At 65.5% G+C, this 19248-nt stretch carries 23 protein-coding genes and 1 pseudogene; 13 read left to right on the top strand and 11 right to left on the bottom strand.

The genetic code is table 11. The features are described 5' to 3' along the window. Both AC5RTT_RS16170 and AC5RTT_RS16165 read left to right on the top strand, forming a co-directional pair. On the top strand, nucleotides 1-714 hold a 714-nt coding region (locus tag AC5RTT_RS16170; RefSeq protein WP_494146035.1), incomplete at its 5' end, for an ABC transporter permease. A gap of 2 nt (nucleotides 715-716) precedes the next feature. Next, the gene (locus AC5RTT_RS16165) at nucleotides 717-2150 is read left to right on the top strand and encodes an ABC transporter ATP-binding protein (RefSeq protein ID WP_494146039.1); all 1434 of its coding nucleotides are present in this window, start codon (nucleotides 717-719) and stop codon (nucleotides 2148-2150) included. Between the two features lie 75 nt (nucleotides 2151-2225). Here AC5RTT_RS16165 and AC5RTT_RS16160 read toward each other — a convergent pair whose 3' ends face one another. The 7 genes from AC5RTT_RS16160 to AC5RTT_RS16130 all read right to left on the bottom strand — a co-directional run bounded on the left by AC5RTT_RS16160 (nucleotide 2226) and on the right by AC5RTT_RS16130 (nucleotide 7932). After that, nucleotides 2226-3011, bottom strand: a complete 786-nt coding sequence (locus tag AC5RTT_RS16160; protein WP_494146034.1) for an enoyl-CoA hydratase/isomerase family protein — start codon at nucleotides 3009-3011, stop codon at nucleotides 2226-2228. 105 nt (nucleotides 3012-3116) lie between these two features. Continuing rightward, on the bottom strand, nucleotides 3117-4358 hold the full coding sequence (gene paaE / locus AC5RTT_RS16155; RefSeq protein WP_494146033.1) for a 1,2-phenylacetyl-CoA epoxidase subunit PaaE: 1242 nt from the start codon (nucleotides 4356-4358) through the stop codon (nucleotides 3117-3119). 9 nt (nucleotides 4359-4367) lie between these two features. Then, nucleotides 4368-4928 (bottom strand): 1,2-phenylacetyl-CoA epoxidase subunit PaaD, encoded by a 561-nt coding sequence (gene paaD, locus AC5RTT_RS16150; RefSeq protein WP_494146038.1) that lies wholly within the window; start codon nucleotides 4926-4928, stop codon nucleotides 4368-4370. Between the two features lie 8 nt (nucleotides 4929-4936). Then, nucleotides 4937-5863 carry a 1,2-phenylacetyl-CoA epoxidase subunit PaaC gene (gene paaC, locus AC5RTT_RS16145; RefSeq protein ID WP_494146032.1) on the bottom strand — a complete coding sequence of 309 codons (927 nt, stop codon included), beginning with the start codon at nucleotides 5861-5863 and terminating at the stop codon, nucleotides 4937-4939. Then, nucleotides 5860-6282, bottom strand: coding sequence for a 1,2-phenylacetyl-CoA epoxidase subunit PaaB (paaB, locus tag AC5RTT_RS16140; protein ID WP_494146037.1), 423 nt, complete (start codon nucleotides 6280-6282; stop codon nucleotides 5860-5862). The genes paaC and paaB overlap by 4 nt, the downstream gene beginning before the upstream one ends. A 5-nt stretch (nucleotides 6283-6287) precedes the next feature. Beyond that, entirely contained in the window at nucleotides 6288-7307 is a 1020-nt protein-coding gene (gene paaA, locus AC5RTT_RS16135; protein ID WP_494146031.1) for a 1,2-phenylacetyl-CoA epoxidase subunit PaaA, read from the bottom strand. 217 nt (nucleotides 7308-7524) lie between these two features. Beyond that, nucleotides 7525-7932: an MmcQ/YjbR family DNA-binding protein gene (locus AC5RTT_RS16130; RefSeq protein WP_494146036.1), complete on the bottom strand. Its 408-nt coding sequence runs from the start codon at nucleotides 7930-7932 to the stop codon at nucleotides 7525-7527. Between the two features lie 328 nt (nucleotides 7933-8260). Between AC5RTT_RS16130 and AC5RTT_RS16125 the strand changes: the two genes are divergently transcribed. Next, nucleotides 8261-9289, top strand: coding sequence for a hypothetical protein (locus AC5RTT_RS16125; protein ID WP_494146030.1), 1029 nt, complete (start codon nucleotides 8261-8263; stop codon nucleotides 9287-9289). A gap of 177 nt (nucleotides 9290-9466) precedes the next feature. On the opposite strand, the gene AC5RTT_RS16120 is transcribed toward AC5RTT_RS16125, so the two are convergent. Next, nucleotides 9467-10597: a glutamate--cysteine ligase gene (locus AC5RTT_RS16120; RefSeq protein ID WP_494146029.1), complete on the bottom strand. Its 1131-nt coding sequence runs from the start codon at nucleotides 10595-10597 to the stop codon at nucleotides 9467-9469. Between the two features lie 267 nt (nucleotides 10598-10864). Here AC5RTT_RS16120 and AC5RTT_RS16115 point away from each other — a divergent pair. After that, a pseudogene (locus AC5RTT_RS16115) lies at nucleotides 10865-11011 on the top strand (SLC13 family permease); the annotation flags it as partial. Between the two features lie 25 nt (nucleotides 11012-11036). Here AC5RTT_RS16115 and AC5RTT_RS16110 read toward each other — a convergent pair. After that, on the bottom strand, nucleotides 11037-11273 hold the full coding sequence (locus AC5RTT_RS16110; protein ID WP_494102782.1) for a hypothetical protein: 237 nt from the start codon (nucleotides 11271-11273) through the stop codon (nucleotides 11037-11039). Nucleotides 11274-11607: 334 nt separating this feature from the next. On the opposite strand from AC5RTT_RS16110, the gene AC5RTT_RS16105 reads away from it, so the two are divergent. The 3 genes from AC5RTT_RS16105 (at nucleotide 11608) to AC5RTT_RS16095 (ending at nucleotide 13966) form a co-directional block, all read left to right on the top strand. Then, nucleotides 11608-12351 carry a GAF and ANTAR domain-containing protein gene (locus AC5RTT_RS16105; protein WP_494146028.1) on the top strand — a complete coding sequence of 248 codons (744 nt, stop codon included), beginning with the start codon at nucleotides 11608-11610 and terminating at the stop codon, nucleotides 12349-12351. Nucleotides 12352-12817: 466 nt separating this feature from the next. Then, the gene (locus tag AC5RTT_RS16100; RefSeq protein ID WP_494146027.1) at nucleotides 12818-13345 is read left to right on the top strand and encodes a hypothetical protein; all 528 of its coding nucleotides are present in this window, start codon (nucleotides 12818-12820) and stop codon (nucleotides 13343-13345) included. Nucleotides 13346-13699: 354 nt separating this feature from the next. Continuing rightward, the gene (locus AC5RTT_RS16095) at nucleotides 13700-13966 is read left to right on the top strand and encodes a hypothetical protein (RefSeq protein ID WP_494146026.1); all 267 of its coding nucleotides are present in this window, start codon (nucleotides 13700-13702) and stop codon (nucleotides 13964-13966) included. A 36-nt stretch (nucleotides 13967-14002) separates the two neighbouring features. Here the strand turns inward: AC5RTT_RS16095 and AC5RTT_RS16090 are convergent, their stop codons facing one another. Further along, nucleotides 14003-14899 (bottom strand): diacylglycerol/lipid kinase family protein, encoded by an 897-nt coding sequence (locus AC5RTT_RS16090; protein WP_494146025.1) that lies wholly within the window; start codon nucleotides 14897-14899, stop codon nucleotides 14003-14005. Nucleotides 14900-15116: 217 nt separating this feature from the next. Here AC5RTT_RS16090 and AC5RTT_RS16085 point away from each other — a divergent pair, with 217 nt between their 5' ends. Next, on the top strand, nucleotides 15117-15395 hold the full coding sequence (locus AC5RTT_RS16085) for a hypothetical protein (protein ID WP_494146024.1): 279 nt from the start codon (nucleotides 15117-15119) through the stop codon (nucleotides 15393-15395). Nucleotides 15396-15414: 19 nt separating this feature from the next. Here AC5RTT_RS16085 and AC5RTT_RS16080 read toward each other — a convergent pair whose 3' ends face one another. After that, the gene (locus AC5RTT_RS16080) at nucleotides 15415-16137 is read right to left on the bottom strand and encodes a TetR/AcrR family transcriptional regulator C-terminal domain-containing protein (RefSeq protein WP_494146023.1); all 723 of its coding nucleotides are present in this window, start codon (nucleotides 16135-16137) and stop codon (nucleotides 15415-15417) included. 202 nt (nucleotides 16138-16339) lie between these two features. Here AC5RTT_RS16080 and AC5RTT_RS16075 point away from each other — a divergent pair, with 202 nt between their 5' ends. From AC5RTT_RS16075 to AC5RTT_RS16055, 5 genes are all read left to right on the top strand, one after another. Then, nucleotides 16340-16591 carry a hypothetical protein gene (locus tag AC5RTT_RS16075; protein ID WP_494146022.1) on the top strand — a complete coding sequence of 84 codons (252 nt, stop codon included), beginning with the start codon at nucleotides 16340-16342 and terminating at the stop codon, nucleotides 16589-16591. A 47-nt stretch (nucleotides 16592-16638) separates the two neighbouring features. After that, a complete protein-coding gene (locus tag AC5RTT_RS16070; RefSeq protein WP_494146021.1) occupies nucleotides 16639-17535 on the top strand; it encodes a diacylglycerol/lipid kinase family protein in 897 nt (298 codons plus the stop codon). 16 nt (nucleotides 17536-17551) lie between these two features. Continuing rightward, nucleotides 17552-18400 (top strand): alpha/beta fold hydrolase, encoded by an 849-nt coding sequence (locus AC5RTT_RS16065; RefSeq protein ID WP_494146020.1) that lies wholly within the window; start codon nucleotides 17552-17554, stop codon nucleotides 18398-18400. Between the two features lie 46 nt (nucleotides 18401-18446). Beyond that, nucleotides 18447-18599: a hypothetical protein gene (locus AC5RTT_RS16060; RefSeq protein ID WP_494146019.1), complete on the top strand. Its 153-nt coding sequence runs from the start codon at nucleotides 18447-18449 to the stop codon at nucleotides 18597-18599. 245 nt (nucleotides 18600-18844) lie between these two features. Further along, a complete protein-coding gene (locus tag AC5RTT_RS16055) occupies nucleotides 18845-19171 on the top strand; it encodes a DUF3040 domain-containing protein (protein WP_494146018.1) in 327 nt (108 codons plus the stop codon). The last annotated feature ends 77 nt before the right edge of the window (nucleotides 19172-19248 follow it).

Below are 19248 nucleotides of genomic sequence, written 5' to 3'. Positions count from 1 at the left end.
CCGCTGCTCTGGCCCGGCCACGCGGTCCAGGACCTGTCCCGGTTCCTGGAAGCCCCCAGCCTGGCCGAACCACTGGGCCGGGACCACCTGGGCCGCAGCGTCATCGCCCGGCTCGCCCACGCCACCCGGCTGTCCCTGCTGATGGCCCTGCTGTGCGTGGGGACCGCGCTGCTGCTCGGAACACTCGCCGGCATCACTGCCGCCTGGCGGGGAGGATGGGCGGACACCGTCCTTCACGGGCTCTCCGAGGCGTTCATCGCGCTTCCGGCGCTCCTGGTGGTCCTCATTTTCTCGGCCCTGGCCAACGGCGAGCTGTGGTCGCTGTACATCGGGCTCGCGCTGGCCCAGTGGGTGGAGTACTTCCGGATGATCCGGTCCCGCAGCGGCCTGGTGCTGGCCGGCGCGGCCGTGGAGGCAGCCGGGCTGCTCCAGCTCGGGCCCGTGCACATCGTGCGCCGGCACCTCTGGCCCGAACTGCGCCCGCTGCTGGCCACCATGGCGACTTTCGGCGTCGGATCCTCCATCCTGGCCCTGTCCACCCTCGGCTTCGTGGGAGTCGGCGTCCGGCCGCCGACGCCGGAACTGGGGCAGATGATCACCGAAGCCTTCCCCTACTACCATGAGGCGCCCTGGATGTCCCTGGCACCTGTCCTGGTCCTCATCACCATCCTCACCGGGCTCTTGGGCCTGCGAAACAAGGAGTCCCGCCCGTGACGATGCGCCTGAACGACCTGGTAGTAACCCACGGCCGGACAACCCTGGTGGAGGCGGACAGCCTGCACTTCACGCCCGGACGTCCCGTCACGATCGTAGGCGAGAGCGGTTCCGGCAAGTCCCTGCTGGCCCATGCCATCATGGGCACCCTTCCGGCAAACCTCACCGCGAGGGGAAGCCTCAGCATGGACGGGGAGGCGTACGACCTGTCCGAGCCCGGCAACAGGCGCAAGCTCTGGGGCCCGGTCATGTCCCTGCTGCCGCAGGAACCCATGCTGGCCCTGGACCCGACCATGCGGACCAGGGACCAGGTGGCCGAAGCCGCGGCCGGCTTCAGGACCGACCGGAAAAGCGCCAGGAGCCTCGCCGGGAGCCTGCTGTCCGCCCTGGGCCTGGCCCATGCGGCGGGCGCATTCCCGCATACGCTCTCCGGCGGCATGGCCCAGCGGGTGGCTTTCGCCGCGGCCACCATCGGCGGAGCCCAGGTCCTGATCGCGGACGAGCCCTCCAAAGGCCTGGACGAGCGTGCCCGGACGGAGTTGGCGGCACTGCTGAAACGGCATGCCAGCAACGATGGCATCCTGCTGACCATCACCCACGACCTGGAGCTTGCCCGTGAACTCGGCGGCGACGTCCTGGTGATGCAAAACGCCAACATCATAGAACACGGACCCGCAGGGCAGGTCCTCACCGAACCCGCCCACCCCTACACCCGGCGCCTGCTTGCCGCCGAACCCGCCAACTGGCGCCACGCCTGGGCAACGGCCCCGGCAGCACCGGAGCCAACAGGTCCGGCCCTGATCCGCGGCGAAGGGCTCGCCAAGGCCTTCGGGAAGCAGCAGCTCTTCTCCGGCCTGGACGTGGCTATCCACCCCCGGGAGCGGCTGGCACTGAGCGGACCGAGCGGCAGCGGCAAGACAACCTTGGGAAATGTCCTGCTTCGCCTGCTGCCCCCGGATGCCGGGTCAATCGAGCACTCCCCGGCGCTCCAGGGCGGCCGGCTGCAAAAGCTCTACCAGGACCCCGCCCTGGCCTTTCCATCGCGTGTGGCACTCAGGGATTCCTTCGGGGACCTCATCCGGCGCCACCGGCTGGACCCGGAACGCCTGGACGAGCTCATGGCCGCCCTGCGCCTCGCGCCGGCGCTGCTGGCCCGCACCCCCGGGCAGGTCTCCGGCGGGGAACTCCAGCGCCTGGCCATCATCCGCTCGATGCTCCTGGAACCGGCCCTGGTCTTCGCCGACGAACCCACCTCACGCCTTGACCTCATCACCCAGGAGGAAACCATGGCCTGCCTCATGGAACAGGTGGAACGCCAGGGCTGCGCCCTGGTACTCGTCACCCACGACAGCACCCTTGCCGGCGCCGTGACCCACCGCAGCATCGCGCTGGGAACAGAAGAAGAGTCCGTGGAAAAGGCCGCGGCCTTCGCCTAACAGCAAAACGGGCCGGGCACCGTCTCCTCCTGCTGGAGACCGTGCCCGGCCCATTCTTGCTTGCCAGCGGGTGGCTCAGACGCTGCCCGTGAACCTCGGCTCCCGCTTCTCCTGGAACGCCCGGAATCCCTCGGCATAATCCTCGGTCTTGCAGAGCCGTGCCTGCTCGCTGTTTTCCTCCTGCATGGCCTCCCACAGGCCCAGCCGCTGGTCCCGGATATGCGCCACCAGCTCCTTGCTGGCCACGAACGCCCCCGTGGCACCGGACGCCACCCGCGCCACAATCTCCCGGGTGCTGTCCAGCAGCGTATCCGCCGGCATCGCCCGGCTGAACAGCCCCTGCGCCACCGCCTCGGCGCCGGAGATCAGCTCCGCCGTGTAGATCAGGTCCAGCGTGCGGTGCATGCCCAGCCGTTCGGTGAAGTACCAGTGCCCGCCCGAGTCCAGCGTGGCGCCCAGCTTGGCGAACGGGGACCCGAACTTCGCGTTCTCCGCCACATACACCACGTCCGTGGCCAGCAGCAGGCCCAGCCCCACGCCCAGGCACGCGCCCTGCACCGCAGCGAAGGTGGGCGCCGGGAAGGATGCCATCTTCTTCAGCAGCGGCTCCACCAGCCCGCCCAGGTACGCCGCGGCGTCGTCGCTCTCCGGCGTAACGTTCTGGATGTCGCGGCCCGCGCAGAACGCGCGCCCCTCCCCCCGCAGCAGCAGCGCCCGCACCTCGCCGCGTTCGGCGGCGGCAGCAGCGTCGTCGTAGGCCTGGCGCAACTCGTTGAGCGCATGCTCGTCCAGCGAGTTCAGCTTCTGCGGTGCGTCCAGCACAACCTCGGCCACGCCGTTGCTGATGGAAAGGGAAATCATTCAGGCTCCTTGGTTCGCCCGGCTCCCCACCAGCTCCCTAGCCTCGCAAGCTCGGCCAGGGCACCCTGCGGGCGTGGACCCGTGCTCATTTTTTTATCGGAAAACTTAGACGTCGAAGTCGACGGTGACTTCCTTGCTGGTGGGGTGGCTCTGGCAGGTCAGCACGTACCCCTTGTCCAGCTCATCCTGCTCCAGCGCGTAGTTTTCGTCCATGGCCACGCTGCCGGTGACCACCTTGGCCCGGCACGTGCCGCACACTCCCCCGGCGCACGCGAACGGAACATCCGGCCGGACCCGCAGCGCGGCGTTGAGGATCGACTCGCGGGCGTGCGTGGGGCTGGCCACTACGCCCTGCAGACCGTCCAGCTTGAACGTGATCTTGTACGTCTCCTTGGACTCGTCCACCACCACGGGACGGCCGGCGTGCCCCTCCGGGCGGTCCGGCTTGCCGGACGTGAACAGCTCGAACCTGACGTTCTCCGGCTTCACCCCACGCTCGGCCAGGGTGTCCCGGCACAGCTGCACCAGCTCGAACGGGCCGCACAGGAACCACTCGTCCACGTCATCCGCGTGGATGGCGGTACCCAGCAGCTGCTGCAGCTTCTCGGCGTCGATCCGGCCGCTCAGCAGCGGCGCGATCCGCTGCTCGCGGGACAGCACGTGGTGGATGGCCAGCCGCTGCGGATACTTGTCCTTCAGGTCCGCCAGCTCCTCCAGGAACATCACGTCCATGGCGGCCTTGTTGGCATAGATCAGGTCGAACCGGGTGTCCGGGTTGGCGGCCAGCAGCGTCCGGGCGATCGCGATCACCGGGGTGATGCCCGAGCCGGCGGCGATGGCCACGAAGCTCGCTTCCCCGTTGGAGGCGACGTCCCCCGCCAGCTCCTCGGGGTTGTTCATGGAGTTCATGCGGTTCTGCTCCACGGCCACACCGTCCCGGCCGTGCCTGGATACGAACGCGCCCATGGGGCTCATCACGTCCAGGGTGTCCCCCGCCTTCAGCTCGGCGTTGGCCCATGTGGAGAACAGCCCGCCCAGGTCCTTCTTGATGGCCACCCGGATCTCGCTGGTGCCGTCCTCGAAGCTGCGCGGCTCCGCGCAGATGGAGTAGCTGCGGCGGATTTCCTTCGGTTCGCCGGCCTCGTCCGGCAGCGTGGTGCGCAGGGCCACGTACTGGCCGGGCAGATAGTCGAACTGGCCGGCGAGCTCCGCCGGCACGTGGAAGGAGACCTCGATGGCGTCCTCGGTCAGCCGGCGCACCTCCTTCACCGCGAGGGTGTGGAAGGACGGACGACGGCGGCCGGTGGCCTGCGCCTCTTCGGCGGCGGTCTGGCGGACAACAGGCATGGGGCTTCCTTACAGGACTTTGAAGTAGTCGAACGGTTCCTTGCAGTCATTGCAGACGTACAGTGCCTTGCAGGACGTGGAACCAAAGCGGGTGAGTTCCCGGGTGTTCAGGCTGGAACACTGCGGGCACTTGACGGCCAGGCTCAAACGGACGGGGCCCTGGTGGCCGGCCTTGCCGGTTGGCGGGGCGATGCCGTACTCCCGCAGCTTGGCCTTGCCGGCCTCGGTCATCCAGTCCGTGGTCCAGGCCGGAGCCAGGACCAGGTCAACCTCGACGTCGGTGTACCCCTCCTTGGCGAACGCGGCCTTCAGATCGTCGCGGATGGCGTCCATGGCCGGGCAGCCCGAGTACGTGGGGGTGATGGTGACCCGCACCTTCGGCGCCGTGCCTGCGGAGGCTGTGCCGGCGTCGTACCCTGCGTCCTGTTCCAGCGTCACCTGGACGTCGCGCAGGATGCCCAGGTCCTCGATGGTGAGCACCGGAATCTCCGGATCGCACACCGTGGCGGCGATCTCCCACGCCTTCTGCCGCGGGGTCCGCGTCCGGGTTTCGAAGTCCGAGATGTACATGGCCGCGGTCACCAGCTGGCTCCGGGATGCTCGCGGGCCAGCACCTGCATCTCCGCAAGGATGTAGCCCAGGTGCTCCGAGTGCTTGCCGTGCCGGCCGCCGCCGGGGGCCGCCGGGACGTCCGGCACCTCCAGCTCAGCCTCGCGCAGGACCTCGCCGGTGAGCCGGTCGAAGTCCTCCCGCAGGCTGGACGGCGCGACGGCGGCGCCCGCCTCCGCGAGCCGGCGCGTCAGGTCATCGTCCTGGAACAGTTCGTTGACGTACGGCCACATCAGGCGCAGGCCGTGGATCATCCTGGTTCTTGACTCGTCCGTGCCGCCGGCCAGGCGGAGGACCCACTGGGCACTGTGGTCCCTGTGGTAGTCCACTTCCTTCACGGCCTTGGCGGCGATGGCGGCGAGCGTCTCGTCCGTTGACTCGGTGAGGCGGCGGTACAGCTCGAACTGGTAGTAGCTCACCACGAACTGGCGCGCGATGGTGGCCGCGAAGTCGCCGTTGGGCTGCTCGAACAGCTGGACCGAGCGGAATTCGTGTTCGCGGCGGAAGTAGGCCAGGTCATCCTCTGATTTGGCGCTGCCGTCCTCGTTCGTCAGCCCGCCGCCGGCGTAGCTGAGGAAGGAGCGGGCGTGGCCCAGCTGGTCCAGGGCGATGTTGCCCAGGGCCACGTCCTCCTCCAGCTCGGGGGCGCGGGAGATCCAGTGGCCCAGGCGCTGGGCGAGGATCAGGGCGTCATCGCCGAGCCGCAGGGCGTACTCTGCGATATCCTCACTGGGCTTGGCCAGGCCGGTCCGTACCTCGAGGGCGATGTCCTCCGGGCGGAGGGCGTTGCCGGGGGTGATGCGGGTGGCTGACGCGTTGGAGTCGCCGCCTGCCACGCCGGTGGAGATGTCGCCATGGCCTGATGTCTGCTCGGGGCTGGTCTGCGCGTTGCTCACAGGTGCTTCACCCCTTCTGACTTGGTGTAGTACGTGGCGTGCCGGTAGTCCTTGCCCTGCGGCGACTCGAAGAAGGAGCCCTTGGAGTCGGGGTCGCTGGCGGCGATGGCGTCCGCGGGGACCACCCAGATGGAGACGCCCTCGTTGCGGCGGGTGTAGAGGTCGCGGGCGTTGCGGAGGGCCATTGCGGCGTCAGGTGCGTGCAGGGAGCCGGCGTGGACGTGGCTCAGGCCGCGACTGGACCGGACGAAGACCTCCCACAGGCCCCAGGCGGAGCGGTCGTGGTGCTCCTGCGGTGCCGGCTGTGATGCCGGAGCCTTGACCTCATTGGGCTCAACCGCCGGCGACGCCTTCGGGGCTTCGCGCTTGATTTCTGCGGCCGCGCTTGCCGGCTCTTCCGGGTTGCCGTGGGGGGCCATGGGGCTCATGCTGCGTATTCCTTCTGCATCTTTGCTGACTGTTTTGCTCGCTGTTTGTCCGCATACGCGGCGGCTGCCTCCCTAACCCAGGCGCCGTCGTCGTGCGCCTGCCTCCGGCGCTCCAGGCGCTGGGCGTTGCAGGGGCCGCGGCCGGCCAGGACCTCATGGAACTCGTCCCAGTCCAGGGGGCCGTGCTCCCACTTCTTCGTGTCCTCGTTGAAGCGGACCTGGTCATCGGGGAGGGTGAGGCCCAGGACCCTAACCTGCTCCACCATCATGCCGACGAAGCGGCTGCGGAGCTCGTCGTTGCTGAAGCGCTTGATGTTCCAGGCCATGGACTGCTTGGAGTTGGGGGAATCGTCGTCCGGCGGGCCGAACATCATCAGGGCCGGGGCGTACCAGCGGTTCACGGCATCCTGGGCCATCTGCTTCTGCTCCGGGGTGCCGTTGGAGAGCTCAAGGAGGATCTCGAAGCCCTGGCGCTGGTGGAAGGACTCCTCCTTGCAAATGCGGACCATCGCGCGGCCGTAGGGTCCATACGAGGCGCGGCACAGCGGGACCTGGTTGCAGATGGCTGCGCCGTCCACCAGCCAGCCGATGGCGCCCATGTCTGCCCAGGTCAGGGCCGGGTAGTTGAAGATGCTGGAGTAGCGGGCCTTGCCGGCGATGAGGGCGTCCGTCATCTCGTCCCGTGTCTGGCCGAGCGTTTCCGCGGCGCTGTAGAGGTAGAGCCCGTGGCCGGCCTCGTCCTGGACCTTGGCCATGAGGATGGCCTTGCGCTTGAGGCTGGGGGCGCGGGAGATCCAGTTGGCTTCGGGCTGCATGCCGATGATCTCGGAGTGGGCGTGCTGGGAGATCTGGCGGAGCAGGGTCTTGCGGTAGGCCGCCGGCATCCAGTCCCTGGGCTCGATGCGTGAGTCCTCGGCCATGACGCGGTCGAAGTGGGCCTGGGCCTCCACTTCTGCCGCTTCGCTGGTTCCGGCTGTTGGCTCAGCGGGCACTGACTGCAGGTTCTGCGCTGCCATGGTTGCTCCTATGCAATGACCTTCTGGGACGTGCGGAATTATTTACCGACCGTTCGTTCAGGATATGCGGAAGCGTTTGGGGCCGTCAAGCGCGCACCCCCTGCGACGCCCTCTCACTTATCACTGCTATCCCTGCGACGCTCTCTCACTTATCACTGCTCTCCCAGCGACGCTCTATCACCTACGGCTGCCCTTTTCCCGACGCCGATGCACGCGTTCAACGGCCGGCGAAGAACTGAGCCACCAGTCTTTTCGGCGCCCGCGCTGCCCAGGCTTCAACGATGATCTCGGCCAGCTCGTCGCGCGCGATCTCGCCCAGCCGCGACTCCTGCACCAGTACAGCGTTGTAGCCGTCGAAATGCGGAACGGTGAAGAAGGGAACGGAGGGGTCCTCGACCAGGGCTGCCTTGGCGGCGTCATCCGGGACCACGATGACAAGCAGGTCGCGGTAAGGCTCACCGGTTTCCGGGTCCACGGCCGTTTTGTGCGGCGCCCGGTACATGACAAAACCGCGACCTTTCGGCCCGCGGGGAACCTTGTATGATGGACGGTCACCCCAGGAAGTCCCAAGTTCAACTTCCGGCAGGCCGCTGCAGATGGCGCCAACATCCCCGGGTACGGCCATGCGATCCATGGCGATAAGGTAGCCCCGCGTGCGATGAGGGGCAATACCGGAAGGTACGGCTGGTAGGTGCGTGCCGCCGTCGTACGTATCCTGGACGTCAGGGCATATCCTGGTCGCCCGCATATGGTCGCCGCCAGCAAGAGGCAAGTCTGGTTTGCCCCACTACCCGGGCGTATAGTGTCCGCCTGTTTGGCCCTAGAGCTTTCGGGAACATCTCACGGTTCAGTGAACCGACACCGGCGCCTGCGGACTTGCGATTCGGGAGGCGCCGAAGCCTCAATGAACCCCCTGTCATCATGCGCGGCATGGTTGGCGACCTGGAGGATGGATGGTCATGCGACCGTCCCTGGCACTAGTAATGGCCCTTGCGTTGGCGTTCGCCCTCGTGCCCGCACTGCACTCGGGACCTGCCAGGGCCGAGCCCGGACTGTGTATGGGCGCGCCGGGCGCCGACAGCACCATCTACCCGGAAACCCGGCAGTTCGTGGACACCCAGTCGTGGTGGATGCCGGACGTTGATCAGCCCAACAACGCCAGCACCAACACCGGCCACCTCCACATGGGTGCGTGCATCCCCGAACGGGAAACCATCAGTTCGGGGAATCTCACCGTGAACGTACGGGTGATCCTGCACGACAACCCGGGCACCGCCAACTACGTCGCGATGGTCTTCAAGACGTCGGACCGCGAAACCACTGTCCAGAAGTGCTACCTGCGGGCCGAAGCGCCGGACTTCAGCTGCCCTGGACCGTCCGACAAAGGAAGGGGCGACTTAGTCTGCAACGGAACCTGCGAGCGCTGGCTGAGCTTCTCGCAGCCGATTTCCCTGTTCAACCACTCGGGGCTGCAGGACGTCCGCTTCCGCGGCTTTGTCCGTGAGCCGGACGGCAAGGAGATGCGGGCCACCTTCAATTGGCAGGTCAACATCCAGAATGGAAGGTCCGGCTCGGACGTATCGGACGACGCGTTTCTGCGCGGCAAGGGTTGGTACACGCGCGCCGGGTACTGTGAGGCCTCGTTCCGTTCGGTTCCCCTTCCCGACGGCCCGGTGTCCGGCATCTGGAGTCCGTTGGTGGGCCTGACCACGCACTCCGGCAGTGACTCGCGCCCGGCGTCCCACTCCTTCGTTGCGATCGACCCCGACTTCCACGCCGTTCCGCCCAGCCCCGGAGCAGTGCTGGTGGATGCCGCAGGGCCATACGGGTCCGAGTCCTCTGGCGCGGCCCCCATCTCGATCGACACCAGGACCCTGTCCAACGGCGTGCACAAGCTGCACCTGCGGACGTCCTGCCGTGACGACAGGCAGGAGTCGACGAACTCCGGGGTGACCGTGGTTCCCATTACTGTGGCGAATTGACGGCGTAAGGCCAGGGCGGCAAGGCGAGCGCCGCCATCGTACGCTCCACCCTCCCTATTCCCCGTGCTCGACGCGTAAATTCACTCTCGACGCGCATCTGCCCATCCGCGTGCCAGATATCAGCCGCGCCAAGGCAGATGCCCGTCGCCAGCAGGGGTCAGAGCCAAGTCCTAAGCATCAGGCTAGGGTGCGTTTTGCCGCATCCAGGATGACTTTCCGGAAGTTGCCCGCCCTGCTCATGACTGTCCTCTGCCGACTCGCGCCGGTCCCCTTGGCAAAGATCTGGCGGATGCTTTTCTCCACCAGAGTGCTCTCTCCGGTTTCCGTCAGGGCCGGCCTGATGTGCTCCAGGAGCGCGTCAATACACTCTTCGGCCGGACGGGGCCGGTTCAGGATGGGATGGATGAGGTGGTCCTCGACGCCGTACCTGCTGGCCCGCCATGAGGCAAGGCGAAGCATCTCGGCAGGCACAGCCGGGGAAGGCTTACCCTCAGCCCACTCCTGAGCCGCAGTCTCCACGAGGGCACGGGCAATAGCGGCAATAGCTACGGAATGGGCCAGCTCGGTACAGACGTCCGGGACACGGATTTCAACCGTTGGATAGGTCGCCGAAAGGCGGGCGTCGAAGTAAATCTGGCCACGGTCCAAAAGGATGTTGCAGGAGAGCAGCATCTCCACCAGGTCCTGATAAGCCTGCGCCGAACCGAACACTTCCGTTGGCCCGGCAGTCGGCCACCGCCTCCAGACCTGATAGCGGTAACTCGCGTAACCGGTGTCCTTGCCCTGCCAAAAAGGCGAGTTAGCGGAGAGGGCAATCAGGTTCGGAAGCCAGATCCGAATCCGGTCAAGGACCGCCACCCCCTCCTCCGGAGAATCCACCGAGACATGCACGTGCAATCCGCACATCAGTTGCTCGCGGAGGGCCAGTCCGAACCGCTCTTTCATGGCGAGATAGCGGGGAGACTGCACCAAATGAGGCAGTGCAGGAAGCGGTGAAGTTCCCAGGGCAGCGATACTCGCGCCAAAGACGGTCGCTTGCCGCTGTGCTTCGGCCCTGCCTTCCTTCAGGGCAGCAGCGAGATCGGACAGGCTGGTGAAAGGGGCGGAAATCGCTTCCACCTGCTCCCGCTGCACCTCGGTGGTCAAGGTATTGCCTTGCATTGCCGTTGAGGGTTCAGCGGCTCCCCCTGCCGCCCGCCTGGCCCGCTGCGCAGACGTTTCGGCAACCAGGTCCTCCCCCACGGCGGCGTGCATCCCGGTCTGGGAATCAACGAGGAGAAATTCCTCTTCCACCCCGAAACTTCGCATACCGCAAGTTTGCCCTGCCCGTTCACATCCGCCAATGGGAGGCCTCTCCGACTGGTGGACTGCGGGAATGCGACGGACGTTGAGAGGGGCCGGCAGCGGGCGGACAGCTCGTCTTTCCAGCTACAGGCCTGATGACCCTGTCCCGGCAGGGGCTGGCTCAGCATCTTGCCGTGCTGCTGTTGTGGAGGGCAAGGTGACCGTCGCCAGGATTGCGGCAGCAACGAGCAGGCCTGCGGCGACCGTCAGGGCGCTGCCATACCCGGCACCAGTACTGACGGGGCCCTCGTGGTAGCCAACGCCCGCGAAGACGACCGCCAGCGCGTCTACCGCCAGCTGATGAGCTACGCCGGCGCCGTCGTACTGACCGGACCGGTCCCCGTCTGGGCACTGCTGGTACCCACCGGCGTCATGTAGCCGGCGCCCAACCGGGAAGCGCCCCCTACTTTTCCGCCAAGTCGTCCGCCACGCGGCGCAGATCCTGGACCCAGCCGGTTGACCGGTTAGTTCCACTCACACCGGCCTCAAAGTTCGCCAGCGCCTCCGCCATGAGTTCCAGCGCTTGCGACACGTTTGTTTTGACCGCGGTATAACCTTCATCCGCGCGGGGGTCGGTCGATGCAGACAGCAGCAGCTCCGCGCCGGATTTGATGACCAGTGAGGCTTCGTATTCGTTCACGCTGATACCCCGCATCTTCGAAATGTTCGACGGTTTGGACACGTGCTCCGCCAGCCCAACCATACCCCCGGCGCGGCGGGCGCCGGCAGAAGCCTATCCCCTGCCCTCTCAAGCAGGCCCGGCATGGCAACCGCGAGAGGGCAGGGGTGGGCGGACCGGAAATCGAGTAGCCGCCACTCGTGTGTCCCCCCTGCCTGGCGGGTACCGTCGGAAGAGGGTTCAGCCAGCAGCCCGTGACTGGGTCGCGTGCTGTCAGGGAGTTCATTTTGTGGGCACGGAACTAAGGAAACATGCGGCACGCCATACCGGAGGGCCCGCCGAGGGAGGCGGTATTGTGCTGACGCCCCGCTGGCAGCCGGCACCCTACCGGAGGAGGCACGCAGCGCCCGCCGGGATCCTGCTGGATCTTCGAGCGGAAAGCCCCGCCGCATCCCTGAACCTGCTCCTTGAAGCCGCGTCAACAACCCTGCAGGAAGTGGTGGGATCCCCGTTCGACTGTGCCATGACCCTGCCACGGCGCCGCGGAACCCAGCAGGCGGTGGGATCGAACGACAGCGCACTGGGATTGGCCAGAGGAGAACAGGAACACGGGAACGGTCCAGTGTCACAGGCACTTGCCGGAAGGGTGGCAGCCATCGCCAACGGGTACCTGCCGCATCCTGATTGGCCTGACTACTGGCGCATCCTGAAGCAGGCCGGCTACCGCTCAATGCTGTCCGTCCCGGTGCCACTGGGTTCCGGACGTTTCGCCGCGCTCACCCTTCTCTCTGCCCGGGACAACGTCTTCACCGCATCCGTCACCGCCGCTGCCACGGCATTCGGCAGGAGGGCAGGCAACAGCTACGTGATCGCTGAGGAATTCAGGACCGCCCGCTCCGGCGCCGACCAGTTGCGGTCAGCTTTGGTAAGCCGCCCCATCATCGACGCCGCCTGCGGAGTGATCATGGCGCAGAACAAGTGCTCCTACGAGGCCGCTTTCGAGATCCTGGCCAAGGCCTCAAGCCATAGGAACATCAAGGTCCGGACGGTGGCGGAAGGCATTCTGCGCAACGTTTCCAGTGAAGGGCAGGGAGGTTAACCGGGCAAGAACGGAGGACATCGGAGTTCAGGGACCGCCCAGCTCAAGAACCGCACAATAAATCCCAAGAATGGCGATAACCCCTTTTCTTCGGCCTCGTTGCTTTCTAGGGTGGCCATCACAAGGACGCCTTCAGGAGGACCAGCGGAAAGAATGCCGCAACCAGTACCAAGGGGAACAGGTGATGGACAGGGTAAGCCCAAGCACTCCGCTTGCAATGAAGCAGTCAACCTCAACGGTAGCGCCCGCCCCGGACCGGCCGCATGTTCCCGTGCCCCCTCAGGCACCGACCAGAAAGGCGATCAGCCGCGAGCACCAGTTGCGGCAGCTCATCAACGACCTCTCCGACCTTGCGGCCAAACACCGCCCGCCGCAGCGGCAGAACCAAGCCAGGGCGTAGGGCCGCCCCGCGGTCAGCGAGGACGGCGCTCTAGGTAGGAGGCGCAGCAGGGCGCATAGTGGGACTATGACAAGTCCTTACACCCGGGGTGATTCCTTCAGTTGCGGGGCCTCCCGCGAACACATCGAACGAGCCCTCGTATCCTCCGGGGCGACGGACGTTATCTTCAGTCACCGCGGCACCCGGAGCGCCATCGCGTTCAGGGGCGGCGGAAGGCAGTTCCGTATCGTCATTTCATTGCCGCAACCGGATCCGGCTTTGCCGATCCGGAAGGATGCAGCGGAGGGCCCTGCCGGCGAAGCGAAAGGAAAGGTCCTCGATCGCGCTACCCGCAGGATGTGGCACGCCACGGCAATGGGAATCGATGCCAAGCTCGGAGCGGTGGCGGCAGGGGCCGCCACCCTTGAATCAGAGTTCCTCGCCCACGTGGTCCTCCCCGGGAACCGCACTGTCCTGGACGAGCTGGAGCCCGTCATCGACTCGGCCTACCGGTCTGGACTGCGCCCCTCGTTTAGCACTACCGCGCCGTCTTTGCCGGCTGCAGACCAGCAGTTGTCCACCGCTCTCCCGCACCGGCGCGCGCCAGCGATATAGCGCCGTGGCTGCCAAAAATCTTGCATAAGCCCTGCGCCCCGTAAACGCGTTCTTAGGGCGTACACTCAGGACTACCTCGGGAGGTCGTGACTGGACATCCGGTTCCCCGAGAAAAGAGCCCGTTTCCTGCCAGCACCCGCGAATCTGGGGAGCACGTAGATCGAGTCGCCTCGATGCTGACACCGCAGCTACTGGGACAACGAGGGCGGACGTGACCGGAGCGCTTCGGCGAAACGGGAACCGGCAGCCATCCCAGACAGGCGATCCAGGCCCGGGTCCCTAAACCCCAGTCACAGCCGTTCCGCGCTTTTCCGCGGATCCGGCAGTGCATCACAAGGAACGTTGGCAGACGACATGACCGACAGCAGCATCCGCAACCAGTGGCACAGGCTTCCCTCGGCGGTAACCCAGTGGCTGGTCGACAACCCCGGCTGCGTCATCCTTCCTCGGACCCTGTCTGCGGAGATCAGTGCCGCGACCGGTGAACCCCTGAGTGTTGACCCGCACGGCGAAACCACGCTCAGCCAGGATGACGTGGACTTCATCCGGATGAAGTCCCAGGAGGCACAAAGCGGGCAGCCGTCCACCGAGCACCGGTTCTTTGACTCGGTGCAGCCCTAGCCCGGCGTCCGGCCGTAGGCCCCAGCGGTCTGCTGATCAGATCGTGGCCAGAGCGTGCCTGGCGCTTTCCACCAGGACACGGGTCCCTGCCGGGACGTGCACAACTTCGCCGTCGATCTGGCACGGAACAGCGTCCCGTGTGGTGAAGGCATAGCTGCTGACGCTGGGCTGGTTTCCCAGCCCCAGCGTGACGGCGCGCAGGGTCATCAGTGCCATCTTAAGCAGCCCGGCGTGGGGCAGGGTTACCACCTCGAACCGCCCGTCGTCGGGCTGGTTCGATTCGCTCACGGTTCCGTACTTGGCCATCCGCGAAATGTTGGCCAAAATCAGGCTGTCGAAGCGGGCGGTGGAACCATCGTCGCGGACCAGATCGAATGGTTTCAGCGCCCTGAGCGTCCGGGCGACGGAGAGGAGCTCGAGGATCTTCCCCTTTCCGCCCTGTTCAATTCCGATTGCCATCAGCGGTGTGAGCCCGAACCCCACATAGGAGTGGGCATACCGCACCTCATCCTTGTGGGTTCCGCCGAACGTGACGCGCAGGAGGTCGATGCGGCGGACCCTGTTCTCTCGGATGGCCTCCGCCAGGGGCTTGACCGGCAGGCTCCGGTGGTGGTCGTTGGCATTACCTGCCGGAAGCACGGTACACACTGCGTTGCTGCCGGGCACGTCCATCACCCCGTTGACTACCTCGTTGTACCCGCCGTCGCCGCTGACAGAAACAATCAGCGGGGCGCCCCGCCGGGCCACGGAGCGCGCCAGATCGCGGGCGTGTCCTGAAAAATTCGTCGCCAGCAGCTCTATGCCGAGATCCGGCACGCCTGCTGCAAGGTCCCGCTGCACCTCATCGATCCGGTCAGACATTCCGGGCCTGTTCGGATTGAAAACCAGGGTAAGCCGGTCGTAATGAGCTGCCAGCGCCCGTTCATCGGCCATTGTGGATCGCTCCCAGTCCCAGTTGCTTTAATTCCAGCCTATCCGGTCACCCTGCGCCGGTGCGCCCAGGCCGTTGGCCTGCCGCGCGACGCGCAAAAATTCGGACCCATCCTTCGGGTTTGCTGCTACGAACTGCTTTGGGAGCCGGTTCCTATTGCCCCCGGCGCCGAGCGTAGACACAGTTGGCAGGGCTTTACCTAGCAGGAGGTTTATAGACATGAGCGCGAATTGCACCCGGTTTCTTTCCGAATGCATCACCCGCGACCCGGAGAAGCAGTCGGGCCTCCGCGAAGGCGAACTGTACGGGGTGTACCTGAGCTGGTGCCTGCTCAACGGCGAGAAGCCGTGCCCTGACACGTCACTGTGGGCGGCTATGGGCCAGCAGGGGCACCGGGAGTCACAGAGTGCGGCAGGGCAAAGGGTGTGGCCGGGGCTGTCGATGACGGGGCCGGCGGCGGTGGACTACATTCTGGCGAGCCAGCCCAGTTTGCTTTGATTCCTGAGAGCCGCGTGCACTAGCGGCTGGAGTGGTCGCCGCGTTTGGCGGCAGGTCCCGCCAGTTGTGCGGCCAGGCCGGAGAGCAGGATGCTCAACCCCTGGTCCAGCTCGGCGTCGCCGTCGTACTCGGCAAGGACGGGACCCAACGCGCGCAGGTGTGGAAAGTCCTTGCTCGGGAGGCGGTGCAGGCCCAGGCGCAGGATGGCTTCATTCTCGTCCGGATCCACGATGTATTCCTGCAGTTCGTTGAGGATGTGTCCGTAGAGGAAGCCGTAATAGGCGCGGTAGACGTGCAGGGCGTCGGCCGGGGAGAACCCGGCCTCTATCAGCAGGGAAAGAATCTGCTCCAGCGGGCGCAGGGTACCCAGCGGACGCAAGCCCAATGGAGTGGACAGGGGCCTGGTGACCAGCAGCGGCACGACGTTGGGGTGACGCAGCGCCAGGAGCCGCAAATCGTGTCCGATCCTGCGAAGCTGGGCCTGCCAGTCCGGGTCGTCAGGAAAAATGGCCAGTTCATCAAGCACCACTTCGGTCACCCCGTCCAGCAAGGCTGCGCGGTTGGCGGCATAGCGGTAGAGGCTCATGGGGTCGCGTCCCAACTCCTGGCCCAGGCGACGCATGGTGAGGGCCTCAAGGCCTTCGGCGTCCACCAGCGCCAACGCGGTGGAGAGGACGAGTTCCCTGTTCAAGCGGGCCTTGGGCGGCTTGCTATGATTCAAGGTTTTCCGCTGGGAAGCCATGAAGATCCGTTCCTGTTGAGCATGCGGGCCCACTGGAGGATCGCAATGTTGCTTATCCCTTAGTCTACGCGTAAAGTCTACAACGTAGAGAACTTCCGGCAATGTTCCGGTACTACCCTCAATGTCCTGTGCAAGGCATTTGAATTGGAAACCGCTGTAGCCGAACGGCGAATAACCGCACCGCAGTGAAACGAGCCCTTCAATGGCACATTCACACTTCGACCAGTTCCTCAGCGAAGCCACATACTCAGATCCGGATTCCGACTCCACCCTTGACGGAGACTCCCTGTACGGCCTGTACACCAGCTGGTGCTGCCTGTCCGGGAAGACTCCCCAGGTGGAACGCAGTTTCTGGGCCGCCATGGACGAGCGCATCCTCACCGGGCAGCGTTTGACAATGAAAGGCCCGGCTGCTGCGGACTATATTTTGTCCAGCTACCAGGCCGTGGTCTGAGTCCCTGAACTCGACCGCATGACCATAAAAGACCCACGGAGCACACTTTGAGTACAGCACGGACTTTTCAAAGAATCGTCGTTATTTTCAACCCCAACAGCACCGGTGACGCGCCCAAGCTTGCCGCTGATCTCCAGTCCCGGCTTGCCGTGCTTCTCCCCTACCCTGCAGACGTCCAGCTTCGACCCACCGACCATGCGGGCCACGCCGTCGAACTTGCCCGCGAAGCCGCTCAGGGTGGCCAGGACGTCCTGGTCGTCTCCGTCAGCGGAGATGGCGGCTACAACGAAGTGGTCAACGGCGTCATGCAGGCAGGCAACCCCAACGCTGTCTGCGCGGTCATGGCCGCCGGGAACGCCAACGACCACCACCGCACCATAGCCACCCGGCCACTGGAGGAAGCCATCGCCGGCGGCAGCGTGCGCCGCATCGACCTCCTTCGTATCCGCACCGGCAACAGTGGAGATGCCACTGACTACGCGCATTCCTACATCGGATTCGGCCTGACCCCGGTCATGGCTATCGATTTGGAGAAGGGCAGCAAAGGAGCGCTGAAAGAGATGTTCTCTGTGATGCGCACCTTTTCAAAATTCAAGCCCTTTGAAATCCGGCAAGCCGACGGAAAACGCCGCAAGTTCGACAGCCTCGTCCTGGCCAACATCCCCGAAATGGCAAAATACGCCACCCTAAGCGAGGCCGACGAAATGGCGGCCGACGGGACGTTCGAAGTGGTGCTTCTCCCCCACCGGTCAAAGCTCCGCGTTCTGTTGACCGCTCTGCGGGCCACCACCCAGGGCTTGGGAGACCAGCCCAGCGTCAGCAGCTACCGGTTCACCACCCTTAAACCCATTCCGTACCAAATTGACGGAGAAGTGAAATCTGTTGCCGCCAATACGCCGGTGACGATTGAATGTGCGCCTGCCGCCCTTGCGACTCTAGGCTAACGGCAGGGCCGACTTGATGACTGTATTGAAAGGAACACCGGTGCACGCCACGGGCGACATAAAAGGGGAAGCCGAACCTGCATCCCGCGCGGGAGTGCTCGCGTGGTTGCGGCAGCCGCTGAGGCCAAGGGTGGTCACCGCCGCGTCCTTGACCTCCCACGTGCACTTCCTGGAAGGTCCGCCCTCGTCCTCCGGCCCTGTCTTCGTGCTGCTCCACGGCATCGGCATGTCCCACCGCTACTACCGGAAACTTCAGCTCCGCCTGGCACGGCACGGGGATGTCCACGCCATAGACCTCCCGGGCTTCGGCGGTACACCCACCCCGGACCGGCAACTTGGCGTCGTCGACTATGCACACCACATCGCGGCGGTCCTTGAAAAGGTGGGTGTTTCCCGGGCAGTGGTGGCGGGCCACTCGATGGGTACCCAGTTCGCCGCCGAGCTCGCGGTGCAACGCCCTGACCTGGTTTCCCATGTGGTGCTCCTGGGGCCGGTAGTGGATCCGGAACGCCGTACCGTCCTCCAGCAATCCCTTGCCCTGGGGCGTGATTCGCTCATGGAAAGCCCCATGGGCAATGCCATGGTCTTCAGCGATTACGTCCGCTCGGGGATGCGCTGGTACCTTACCGAGCTTCCCGTCATGATGGCCTACGACCTTCAAGCCACGCTTGCCCTGGTAAGCCAGCCGGTGCTCGTGGTCCGCGGGTCGCGGGACCCGGTAGCGCCGCGGAGCTGGTGCCACAAACTGGCCGCCACCGCTCCGGACGGGCGCTTCCTGGAAATACCGGGCAAGCCCCACATCGTTCAGCACGGAGCCGCAGCCCACACTGCCGCCGCTATCATCGCCATGACCAGCGGCAATTGATCCCACCGGGGGCACAAGGGGCACCCCCGCGGGCTAGGATGCCAGCATGGGACTCATCATCACGCTGCTTATTATCTGGCTTGTTCTGTCGATTCTTGGCTTCATTATCGAGGGCCTACTATGGCTGGCCTTCATCGGCCTGGTGTTGTTCGCCGCCACCGTGGTGTGGGGCTGGCTGAAGCGCAAGGCCCGCACGTAGGGCCCTGTCCTGAGGGTCTTTGCCGCCTTGGCGGTCCCACGCCCGAGGTGTCAACGCTGTATCGGGGAACGCCGGGTGATGATGCTCCCTTTAACCGTAGGTCCGGTTCCGGGGCACGGGCCGTTACAACGGCGTCAAGAATGCTGCAGTGCCATCACGACTGAGTAACACCCCTTTGTCCGGACGAACCGGGTGCCTAGCCTGAATAGTGAAGGCATTTCCAGGGCCAAAGAAGGCGAAGTCCAATGCCACTGTCCGACGAAGAGCGCAGGCGCCTTGAGGAGCTTGAGAACCTTCTGAGCGCCCAGGATCCTTCCCTGGCCCGGAACCTTGAAGCAGGCAAACCGGCCGGATGGGTCCCGCGCCGGATGATACTCGCCATCCTCGCGGTCCTGGCGGGCCTGGTACTCGTCGTCGTGGGCGTCGCAACGCAGATACTGCTGATCGGTATTGCCGGCTTTGTGCTCGAGTGCGCTGCTGCCTACTGGCTTCTGGATGGGCTGGGGATTTCTTCCTGGAAAGTCGAACCTCCTGCCCGCTCGCGTGCCGGGAAGGGAAAGGACTTCCGGTAACTGCCCCGGCCCCTTAGTACCCGGCCAGGTCGCGCTCGCGCACAAGGCGGCCGGCAGCCGCGGCCAGGGCGACGGCG

This window comes from Arthrobacter sp. Y3221157, from assembly GCF_059089865.1.
Note: the sequence above shows the minus strand (reverse complement) of the source record. Positions and strands in the feature narration are given on the sequence as shown.

Coding starts and splice junctions, on each gene's coding strand:
- AC5RTT_RS16090 (WP_494146025.1), bottom strand. CDS start 14,899: ATGGCCGATGAACGGGCGCTGGCAGCTCATTACGACCGGCTTACCCTG.
- AC5RTT_RS16100 (WP_494146027.1), top strand. CDS start 12,818: ATGACAAGTCCTTACACCCGGGGTGATTCCTTCAGTTGCGGGGCCTCC.
- AC5RTT_RS16075 (WP_494146022.1), top strand. CDS start 16,340: ATGGCACATTCACACTTCGACCAGTTCCTCAGCGAAGCCACATACTCA.
- AC5RTT_RS16125 (WP_494146030.1), top strand. CDS start 8,261: ATGGTCATGCGACCGTCCCTGGCACTAGTAATGGCCCTTGCGTTGGCG.
- AC5RTT_RS16060 (WP_494146019.1), top strand. CDS start 18,447: ATGGGACTCATCATCACGCTGCTTATTATCTGGCTTGTTCTGTCGATT.
- AC5RTT_RS16055 (WP_494146018.1), top strand. CDS start 18,845: ATGCCACTGTCCGACGAAGAGCGCAGGCGCCTTGAGGAGCTTGAGAAC.
- paaA (WP_494146031.1), bottom strand. CDS start 7,307: ATGGCAGCGCAGAACCTGCAGTCAGTGCCCGCTGAGCCAACAGCCGGA.
- AC5RTT_RS16065 (WP_494146020.1), top strand. CDS start 17,552: ATGACTGTATTGAAAGGAACACCGGTGCACGCCACGGGCGACATAAAA.
- paaE (WP_494146033.1), bottom strand. CDS start 4,358: ATGCCTGTTGTCCGCCAGACCGCCGCCGAAGAGGCGCAGGCCACCGGC.
- paaD (WP_494146038.1), bottom strand. CDS start 4,928: ATGTACATCTCGGACTTCGAAACCCGGACGCGGACCCCGCGGCAGAAG.
- paaB (WP_494146037.1), bottom strand. CDS start 6,282: ATGGCCCCCCACGGCAACCCGGAAGAGCCGGCAAGCGCGGCCGCAGAA.
- AC5RTT_RS16095 (WP_494146026.1), top strand. CDS start 13,700: ATGACCGACAGCAGCATCCGCAACCAGTGGCACAGGCTTCCCTCGGCG.
- AC5RTT_RS16080 (WP_494146023.1), bottom strand. CDS start 16,137: ATGGCTTCCCAGCGGAAAACCTTGAATCATAGCAAGCCGCCCAAGGCC.
- AC5RTT_RS16085 (WP_494146024.1), top strand. CDS start 15,117: ATGAGCGCGAATTGCACCCGGTTTCTTTCCGAATGCATCACCCGCGAC.
- AC5RTT_RS16160 (WP_494146034.1), bottom strand. CDS start 3,011: ATGATTTCCCTTTCCATCAGCAACGGCGTGGCCGAGGTTGTGCTGGAC.
- AC5RTT_RS16165 (WP_494146039.1), top strand. CDS start 717: ATGCGCCTGAACGACCTGGTAGTAACCCACGGCCGGACAACCCTGGTG.
- AC5RTT_RS16120 (WP_494146029.1), bottom strand. CDS start 10,597: ATGCGAAGTTTCGGGGTGGAAGAGGAATTTCTCCTCGTTGATTCCCAG.
- AC5RTT_RS16130 (WP_494146036.1), bottom strand. CDS start 7,932: ATGGCCGTACCCGGGGATGTTGGCGCCATCTGCAGCGGCCTGCCGGAA.